The 7965-nt window shown below is 46.3% G+C and carries 11 protein-coding genes; 3 read left to right on the forward strand and 8 right to left on the reverse strand.

Features of this window, described 5'->3' with window-relative positions; translation table 11 throughout:
* Positions 1–24: 24 nt before the first annotated feature.
* From ACRC32_RS24315 to ACRC32_RS24350, 8 genes are all read right to left on the reverse strand, one after another.
* Positions 25–894, reverse strand: a complete 870-nt coding sequence (locus ACRC32_RS24315) for an NAD(P)-dependent oxidoreductase (RefSeq protein ID WP_438556386.1) — start codon at positions 892–894, stop codon at positions 25–27.
* Positions 895–921: 27 nt separating this feature from the next.
* Positions 922–1341 carry a peptide chain release factor 1 gene (locus ACRC32_RS24320; protein WP_438556387.1) on the reverse strand — a complete coding sequence of 140 codons (420 nt, stop codon included), beginning with the start codon at positions 1339–1341 and terminating at the stop codon, positions 922–924.
* An 80-nt stretch (positions 1342–1421) separates the two neighbouring features.
* Positions 1422–2066, reverse strand: a complete 645-nt coding sequence (locus ACRC32_RS24325; RefSeq protein WP_438556396.1) for a serine/threonine protein kinase — start codon at positions 2064–2066, stop codon at positions 1422–1424.
* 106 nt (positions 2067–2172) lie between these two features.
* A complete protein-coding gene (locus tag ACRC32_RS24330; protein ID WP_438556388.1) occupies positions 2173–2421 on the reverse strand; it encodes a DUF6737 family protein in 249 nt (82 codons plus the stop codon).
* Between the two features lie 27 nt (positions 2422–2448).
* Complete coding sequence (locus ACRC32_RS24335) at positions 2449–2742, reverse strand: (2Fe-2S) ferredoxin domain-containing protein (RefSeq protein ID WP_438556389.1); 294 nt, start codon at positions 2740–2742, stop codon at positions 2449–2451.
* 123 nt (positions 2743–2865) lie between these two features.
* Positions 2866–4269 (reverse strand): NAD(P)(+) transhydrogenase (Re/Si-specific) subunit beta, encoded by a 1404-nt coding sequence (locus tag ACRC32_RS24340; RefSeq protein ID WP_438556390.1) that lies wholly within the window; start codon positions 4267–4269, stop codon positions 2866–2868.
* Positions 4266–4559 carry an NAD(P) transhydrogenase subunit alpha gene (locus tag ACRC32_RS24345; protein WP_438556391.1) on the reverse strand — a complete coding sequence of 98 codons (294 nt, stop codon included), beginning with the start codon at positions 4557–4559 and terminating at the stop codon, positions 4266–4268. Before ACRC32_RS24345 ends, ACRC32_RS24340 begins: the two co-directional genes overlap by 4 nt.
* Positions 4560–4728: 169 nt before the next feature.
* Positions 4729–5901 carry a Re/Si-specific NAD(P)(+) transhydrogenase subunit alpha gene (locus ACRC32_RS24350; RefSeq protein WP_438556392.1) on the reverse strand — a complete coding sequence of 391 codons (1173 nt, stop codon included), beginning with the start codon at positions 5899–5901 and terminating at the stop codon, positions 4729–4731.
* Between the two features lie 767 nt (positions 5902–6668).
* Between ACRC32_RS24350 and ACRC32_RS24355 the strand changes: the two genes are divergently transcribed.
* From ACRC32_RS24355 to rnpA, 3 genes are all read left to right on the forward strand, one after another.
* Positions 6669–7181: a DUF2808 domain-containing protein gene (locus ACRC32_RS24355; protein ID WP_015152368.1), complete on the forward strand. Its 513-nt coding sequence runs from the start codon at positions 6669–6671 to the stop codon at positions 7179–7181.
* A 159-nt stretch (positions 7182–7340) separates the two neighbouring features.
* Positions 7341–7475, forward strand: a complete 135-nt coding sequence (gene rpmH, locus ACRC32_RS24360) for a 50S ribosomal protein L34 (RefSeq protein WP_015152367.1) — start codon at positions 7341–7343, stop codon at positions 7473–7475.
* A gap of 87 nt (positions 7476–7562) precedes the next feature.
* Positions 7563–7965, forward strand: a 403-nt coding sequence (rnpA, locus tag ACRC32_RS24365; protein ID WP_438556393.1) for a ribonuclease P protein component, incomplete at its 3' end; no start/stop codon positions are given.

The raw sequence follows: 7965 nt of genomic DNA on the forward strand, positions 1-7965 counted from the left end.
ATTCACAGTTGAAGTTTCAATTCATCAAGCATTATCTGATGGAGCGATCGCCTCATATAAAGCAGAATAATCTGTATCAGCTAAGCCTCTCTCGATGGCAGTTTCTAGAATTTGCCGGACTCCTTCTAAATGATTGATACTGAGTCCTAGCGATCGCGCTTCGAAAATAAATAAATTGGTATCTTTGAGTAAATGCTTGGTGGGAAAATTGGGATTGTCGTAATTGCGATCGAGCATTCTTTGTAGTTTTTTATCAAATGTGGGAGCGTAAAGGGCGCTTTGACGGAGAATCTGCATGAAAACCTCTACGTCTATTCCCTGACGCTCGATTAAACTTAAGCTTAAGGCAAAGGCACTAGTGAGAGAAGCTATGAGTTGATTGAGTGCTAGTTTCACAGCCGCCGCACTCCCGACATCACCGATATGCAACGGTTCGGAACCGAAGTTTTGTAGCAAACTCAACCATTGCTGAAATTGTGCTGGCGAACTCCCTACCATCAAAATCAATTTTCCAGCTTTTGCTTCGGGAATACTTCCTAGTACGGGTGCTTCAAGGTAATCGCCTCCAGCAGCAGTGACTTCTTGCTGAATTTCTTTGCTATCGGTGGGAGTAATAGTTCCCATTTGGATGATGGTGCGTCCCGATAGGTGTTGTTGGGAGGCTGGAGAAAATAGGACATCTCGAATAGCATTAGCATCGGTCAACATCAAAATAATACACTCGCAGGCAGCTAAAACCTCATCTGGACGAGTTGCGATCGCCACGCCAGCCGATTTGAGCGGAGCTAATTTTTCTGGGGTACGATTGTAGGCAACTAGCTCTATGTTGGTAGCTAACAACCTTTGTGCCATCGGCAATCCCATCAACCCAGTCCCGAGAAATCCTACCTTCACTGCTTTCCCTCCTACAGTCGCGAATTTCTATCGCCAATAAGGACGACCTTTCCAAAATACTCCAATGACAATGGCGATCAATTGCGTTTCATTATTGTATATATTGACTAGTCTTGCTGGAACGAGTAGGAACGACCTTACTACCAGGCACAGGGTCAAACAAAACACCAAAGCCCACAACACAGAAGCATTCGCGGTAATATTGGCGAAAAACTTTTCCAATAGGTAAACTGCTAAGACTCCAACCCCGACAACACCAGCAAATTGTACTAACACACCCAAGCTGCCACTGTACATTAAGTTGATGACTCGTGCCAGCGCTGGCGATAAGTCATAGCCGACGAGAAATAAGAAATCTATAACAACAACTATTAGAGTTACAAGACTAGAAAGTAGGAATAGCGATCGCCACGGTAAAAATTTTAAGCGACGGAGGGGATTTGACATAGTTTAGAACTATATGACTAACGATAGTGAGCGGTAAGTGGTGCGTGGTGTATGACAAATGACCAATGACAAATGACCAATTACAAGCGTCGATAAAAACGGTAGAACTTGCGCACAATATTTAAAACAAAGTAAGGCATTCGCAGCCGTAGCGGGCAAAGAATCGGTAGATACAACCAGTAGTAAGCTTTCTTCAAATCTTGCCATGCCGAGCAAGCTTCTTCATGCAAGAAATCAGAAACATCTACCACAAACCCCCTACCTTCCCACATCATAATATTCCGACCGTGGACATCGTGAGGATGCAGTTCGCGCTTGCGGGCGTAATCTAAAGCTGCGTCAATGTCTCTAATGACTTGTTTTGGAATTGGTATTCCTTGGTGCATACAGTCGTAAAGAGTCATGCCATACAACCGCTTCAGAATTAACCAGCCTTCCTCAGCGTATAAACATTCCGAGAAAGCAGGATGGGAACCCAAACGGTGGTAAACTTCTACTTCCTCCGTCCAACCTGGACGATGGGGCGCATAAACTTTCACGACTCGATCTGGCTGGCTGGGGTGATAGAATACTGCGGCATAATTCCCCACTCCCAATAATTGCCAAGGGGAAGAAACTTTACTGACGACTACAGGATTGTGGGGTTCGATGCTGTCAATCTGTAATCCAGGCAGTAATTCTCGCTCGATCAGCTCGATTAACCAATCCAGATGCGTTTGTTCCATATACCATTTGCCAGATACCATTTGCCAGGGATGGCAAGATTGCTCCCATGCTAACTTGGTGCAGTGCGAGTGTTCTTGTTCGATCGCTTGCCACCGCGATCGCAGTCTATTCATCGTTAGGTGGCAATGCGTCCAAAATACCATTTTGTATGACTAATCGAGGGTAAATGAAGAGAAAAAAAGTCATCCAGGTGAGTACGGGTATGGCAACGAGAATCGTCAGCCACCAAGTTTTCAGTAACAACCAACTACCGCTAATTAGCGTTACACCTGTAAGGAAAATTGACCAAGGCTGGCACCACCAAGGCTTATAATTCCAAACACTGACGGGTTTGCGATTGGGGAGTTGATGCATGGTATTAACTTCTGATGGTATTAACTTCTAATGATGAAACTTCTTGTACAGCATAGTAGTGACGGGTTTCCCCTCTCTAAGGTGGCGTTGGGCGATCGCCAAAACTTCATCAGCACGTACCCCGCAATACCAAACCTCTTCTGGCAAAACTAATACCATCGGTCCCATACCGCATTGTCCCAAGCAAGCACTACTCACAACTTCCACCCCAGGAACTAACTGTGCTTGAAATGCTGCTAGTACCTTACGCGCACCTTGCTTGCGACAAGTACGGTTTTGACAGACTAAAACTCGCTGACGAAGATTAGATCCATTCCCCATGAATTTATCCAAACACAACATGTAGGGGCGCAATATTTAGGGGCGCACACCTGTGCGCCCCTACATGAAACCAATTATTGTGAAATTTGCCTTCGGCTGCGCAAGAACCAAAATTTCAAATTCCTACAGATGCTTCACTTCCGATACTAACTTCGCTACGGCATCTTTAGCACTACCAAAAAACATCATGGTTTTGTCTTTGTAGAATAACTCGTTGTCTACCCCTGCAAAACCCGTACTCATGCCTCGCTTGATCACGATTGTATGCTTTGCCCTGTCTACTTCTAAAATCGGCATTCCATAAATCGGACTCGCGGTATCGTGCCGTGCGGCAGGATTGACAACATCGTTTGCACCAATTACCAAAGCCACATCAGTTTGATCGAACTGGGGGTTGATATCATCCATGTCGTACAACTGGGTGTAAGGCACGTTTGCTTCTGCCAATAACACGTTCATGTGTCCCGGCATCCGTCCCGCTACTGGATGAATGGCATATTTGACTTCTACACCCAATCTGTCTAGTTGATCGGCAAGCTCCCGAACGGTGTGCTGTGCTTGAGCTACTGCCATCCCGTAACCAGGAACGATGACCACAGAACGAGCATAACCCAACATCATTGCGGCTTCTTCAGCATCTACAGAACGGGTAGTTTGATCGCCTGCGGCTGCACCACCAGCACCACTAGCCGAGCCACCGCCACCAAAAGCACCGAATAAAACGCTAATCAGGGAGCGGTTCATCGCTTTACACATGATCTCCGTCAGGATCAATCCCGAAGCGCCTACCAAAGCACCAGAGATGATCAGCACGTTATTCATGACTACGAAACCAGCCGCACCTGCTGCTAAACCAGAAAAGGAGTTCAACAGCGAAATCACCACAGGCATATCGCCACCACCGATGGGGACGACGAACATAACCCCTAGAACCAGGGAAACAGCGACTAATCCCAAAAATACGGGTAAATTAGTCGGCTCGACTAACAAAAAGCCGCTACCTACGATGTAACTAATTAGCAGCAGAGCGTTGATTGGTTGCTGTAAGGGAAATGTAATCGGGGAACCACTAATAAGTCCTTGTAGCTTGGCAAAAGCCAGCATACTACCCGTGAAGGTGATGCCACCGATAAAGACATCTAGCAGCATGGAGATATTGGCATCGAGCGGCACTGGTTCGGCGGTTCCCAACAGTCGCCAAAACTCGGCAACTGCCACTAAAGCAGAAGCAGCACCACCTAAACCGTTGAGCAAGCCTACCATTTGAGGCATTTCAGTCATTTGGACTTTGTAAGCCGCGATCGCACCTAATGCCGAACCGATCGCCAAAGCCACTATAATCATTTGATAGTTCAACACCTGCCGATCGAGCAGCGTTGCCACGATCGCCAGCAACATCCCGATTGCCGCCAACAGATTACCGTTACGCGCTGTTGCAGGCGAACTCAGTTTTTTCAAACCGATAATAAATAAAGAGGCAGCGACTAAATAAGTCAGCTGAATTCCAGTTGGTAGAAAATCGCTCACGCTTTCACCTCTTTTTTCTTAAACATTTGCAACATGCGATCGGTGACTAAAAAACCACCGACGACGTTAATCGTGGCTAGAATCACGGCAATCAAGCCCAAAATTACTGATAAATTTGATTCCTTGGGACCAGAAACCAGCAAAGCACCGATAACCGCAATCCCTGAAATTGCGTTAGAACCAGACATCAAAGGCGTGTGCAGTGTCGGCGGGACTTTATTAATCACCTCAAATCCTGCAAATGATGCCAAAACAAACACGAATAAAGCTGCTATTAATGTTTCTGTCATGAATTAAACCTCCTTTTGGTCATTGGTCAAGAGTCATTGGTCATTGGTGTGTGAAATACTTCTGACTTCTGTACGGCGGGTGCGCGCAAGTAGATTGCCAGCTTTGGCTAGAAATTTTTAGTCAAAACCCGCCCCTACGACTTCTGACTCCTGATTTTTGACTTTTGCCTTACCCATTACCAATTCCCACTAGAGTTGCCAAGGCTTCCTTTACCCGTGAGTTGCGAATTTCTCCAGCGTGGGTAATACAGGCTGCATCGATGATGTCGTCTTCAAAGTTGAGCTGAAGGCTTTTATCTTCCTTGTTAATCATCAACTGCACCAGTGACAGCAGGTTTTTGGCATACAACTGGCTGGCGTGGATGGGTACGGATGAGGGAAGATCGATCGTGCCGATGATGGTGACACCGTTGCGCTGTACGTCTTTTCCTGGCTCCGTGCAAGCACAGTTACCACCTTGTTCTGCGGCTAAATCGACAACTACCGAACCTGGCTTCATCTGCGCTACCATTTCTTCTGTCACGAGGATCGGTGCTTTTCTACCAGGGACTTGTGCGGTGGTAATAACTACGTCTGATAGCTTGACGTGTTCCGCGATCGCTTCTTGGGTGCGCTGTTTTGCTGTTTCCGAAACTTCCTTTGCATAGCCGCCAGCAGCTACAGTTTCTTCTTCTATCTGCACTTCAACAAACTTGGCTCCCAAGCTTTGGACTTCTTCTTTCACCGCCGGACGAATATCAAAAGCTTCTACAACTGCTCCCAGTCGTCTTGCAGTGGCGATCGCCTGTAATCCTGCTACTCCCGCACCAATTATGAATACTTTAGCTGGGGCGATTGTCCCCGCCGCTGTTGTTAACATGGGAAAGTACTTGGGTAAAGCTGCCGCTCCAATTAGCACTGCTTTATAACCCGCGATCGAGGCTTGAGAAGACAAAGCATCCATGCTCTGCGCTCTAGTTGTGCGGGGGATCATCTCCATACTAAAGGCTGAAATTCGCCGTTCTGCTAGCCGCTTGGCGATCGCAGGTTCTCCCAAGGGATTGAGAAAACTGATGAGGACAGCTCCTTCCCGCAACATTTCCACTTCCGAGCGTCCATCTTCGCGTTCTTGAGGGACTCCTACTTTCAGCAGCACGTCTGCTTCCCACCACAGATATCCCGGATCGCTAACGATTTTGGCTCCTGCGGCTTCGTAGGCTGCATCCGAGAAGAAAGCGCGATCGCCAGCTCCCGCTTCTACCCACACCTCTACACCTTGTTTTACCAATCGGGCAACGACATCTGGTACTAGAGCGACCCGACGCTCTCCAACTTCGATTTCTTTTGCCACCGCTATTTTCATGACTTCTCCGTTAACACAACAGCTAAATTCTTTCGCGTGCGCGATCGCAAATCTTTGCGCTTTGTTAGCATTTTTCTCGCGATCGAGTAATACTTAATCTCCCTACTCCTCTTTTACCAATTGCAATCTATTTTCAGCATCATAGCAATGCAAAAATTGCAGATCTTGCGATCGATCGTCATATTTTTTCGATCTTATGTTGCGCTTCAAAGCTGAGATCTACCTCTTTAACTTCTTTTATGAATTGCCAGATGAAAATGAATGACTACCTCTGCTGACAAGCCTGCTGTCATCTTTTTTCTTAACATATCAAGCAATTGTAATAGCACCCGATTTATTCTGCGTTTTGTTCGGGTTTTGTCTAGAACTTAAGATAAAACTATTAAATAAAACTTGCTCAAAAGGTATCTTGATGACTGTAGCGTAGACAACTATCAATTGTGTGGCTCAACAACTCAATTTTTATAACAAAAAGTTTATATTTCGTAATTTGTAATTTGTAATTCGTAATTGAGCGAGCAGTGACTAGTCACTAGTGGCTAGTAATTTCTCCTCTACTCCTCTGCTTCCTCAGCAACCTTGCGCTCCCTCAGCTCTCTTCCCCCCGACTCCCGACTCCCTGCTCCCTGCTCCCTGACAACTGCAACTAATAACTAACACACAGCGTCTGTAGAGATCGAGCGAGTTCTAGTAAATTAGACTTAGTAACGCACTATTCTTGTTGTGAGGAGTGCGGCTCATTACAATTGTTGTCCGAAGGAGCTTTTATGCGTCGCCTACTTGCCTCGATCGCCGTTTCTGGCTTATTACTAACTGGGTTGCCCCTTGTATCATCCGCTCAGGGTACATCAGGATTTACTCTCTGGAGCGGCGTAAAGCGCGAGAATCAACTCCCCTACAAATTAGACTTTGGCGGACAAACTAGCGGCTGGGATCGCTATCGGTTGAGAATTCCACAGAAAAAGCTGAATTTGGCAGTATCGCAGTTTTCTATTTCCTACCCAGACTATTTTAAAGGTAAATTTGACACCGATCGGATTGAGGTGCGGATTAAGGGTGATAAAGTGCCGTTGCAAGAAGTTGTTTGGGACAAGGAAAATCATAAAGTCGATATTTATCCTAAAGAACCCGTTCCAGCTGGTAGCAGAGTGGAATTGGTCTTCTCGAACGTGAAAAACCCTAGCTCTGGTGGTACTTTCTACTTTAACTGTCAGATTCAAACACCTGGAGACGTACCGCTACTGCGCTACTTGGGAACGTGGATCGTTACTATCAGTTGATTAGGGAGCAGAGGAGCTTCAGGTGCAGGGGAGAACCAACTACCAACTACCAACTACCAACTACCAACTACCACTCACTTAGTTAAGAAACTTTCATGCTAAAATTGCAGATTGTGACTTTTTTAGCTAAAAATTCCGAATAACTGAGAGAGCAGATTTATGAAACGCACGCTGGAAGGTACTAACCGCAAAAGAAAGAGAACATCTGGGTTTCGCGCTCGGATGCGTACCCCCGACGGACAAAACGTGATTAGAGCGCGCAGAAGAAAAGGTCGTCACCGTCTAACCGTTTAAAGTACCCAACAGAGGTAGCCGATCGCTTTGTACAGACGTTACATGTAATGTCTCTACACTAATAACTGATAACTGATAACTGGTCATTTGGGTTTGTCAAAAGTAAATCGGCTCTCAAGTAGAGAAGACTTTCGCGCCGTATTTCGAACTGGAATACGGCGCAACAGCGATCGCATGACTTTGAGGGCTTTGCGAATGCAAAATGCCACAACCTCAGTCGCAGACGGCAAGCTAGCCACAGCTACGCATAAAGTAGTTGCGCCTACACGGATCGGTATTTCCATCAGCACAAAAGTGAGTAAAAAAGCAGTCGTTCGCAATCGGATTAAGCGACAACTGCGGGTTGCCTTTCGCTGTCTATTGCCCCATATTTCTCCTGGATGGTTACTGGTGGTTATCGTTCAACCATCAGCAGCGCGACAGGAGTGCGTAACCAAACAATTTCTGCAAGAATTAGAGCAGTTATTGGTAGCAGCCGAGGTACTTAATG

This window comes from Chroococcidiopsis sp., from assembly GCF_051657925.1.
GTDB lineage: Bacteria > Cyanobacteriota > Cyanobacteriia > Cyanobacteriales > Chroococcidiopsidaceae > Chroococcidiopsis.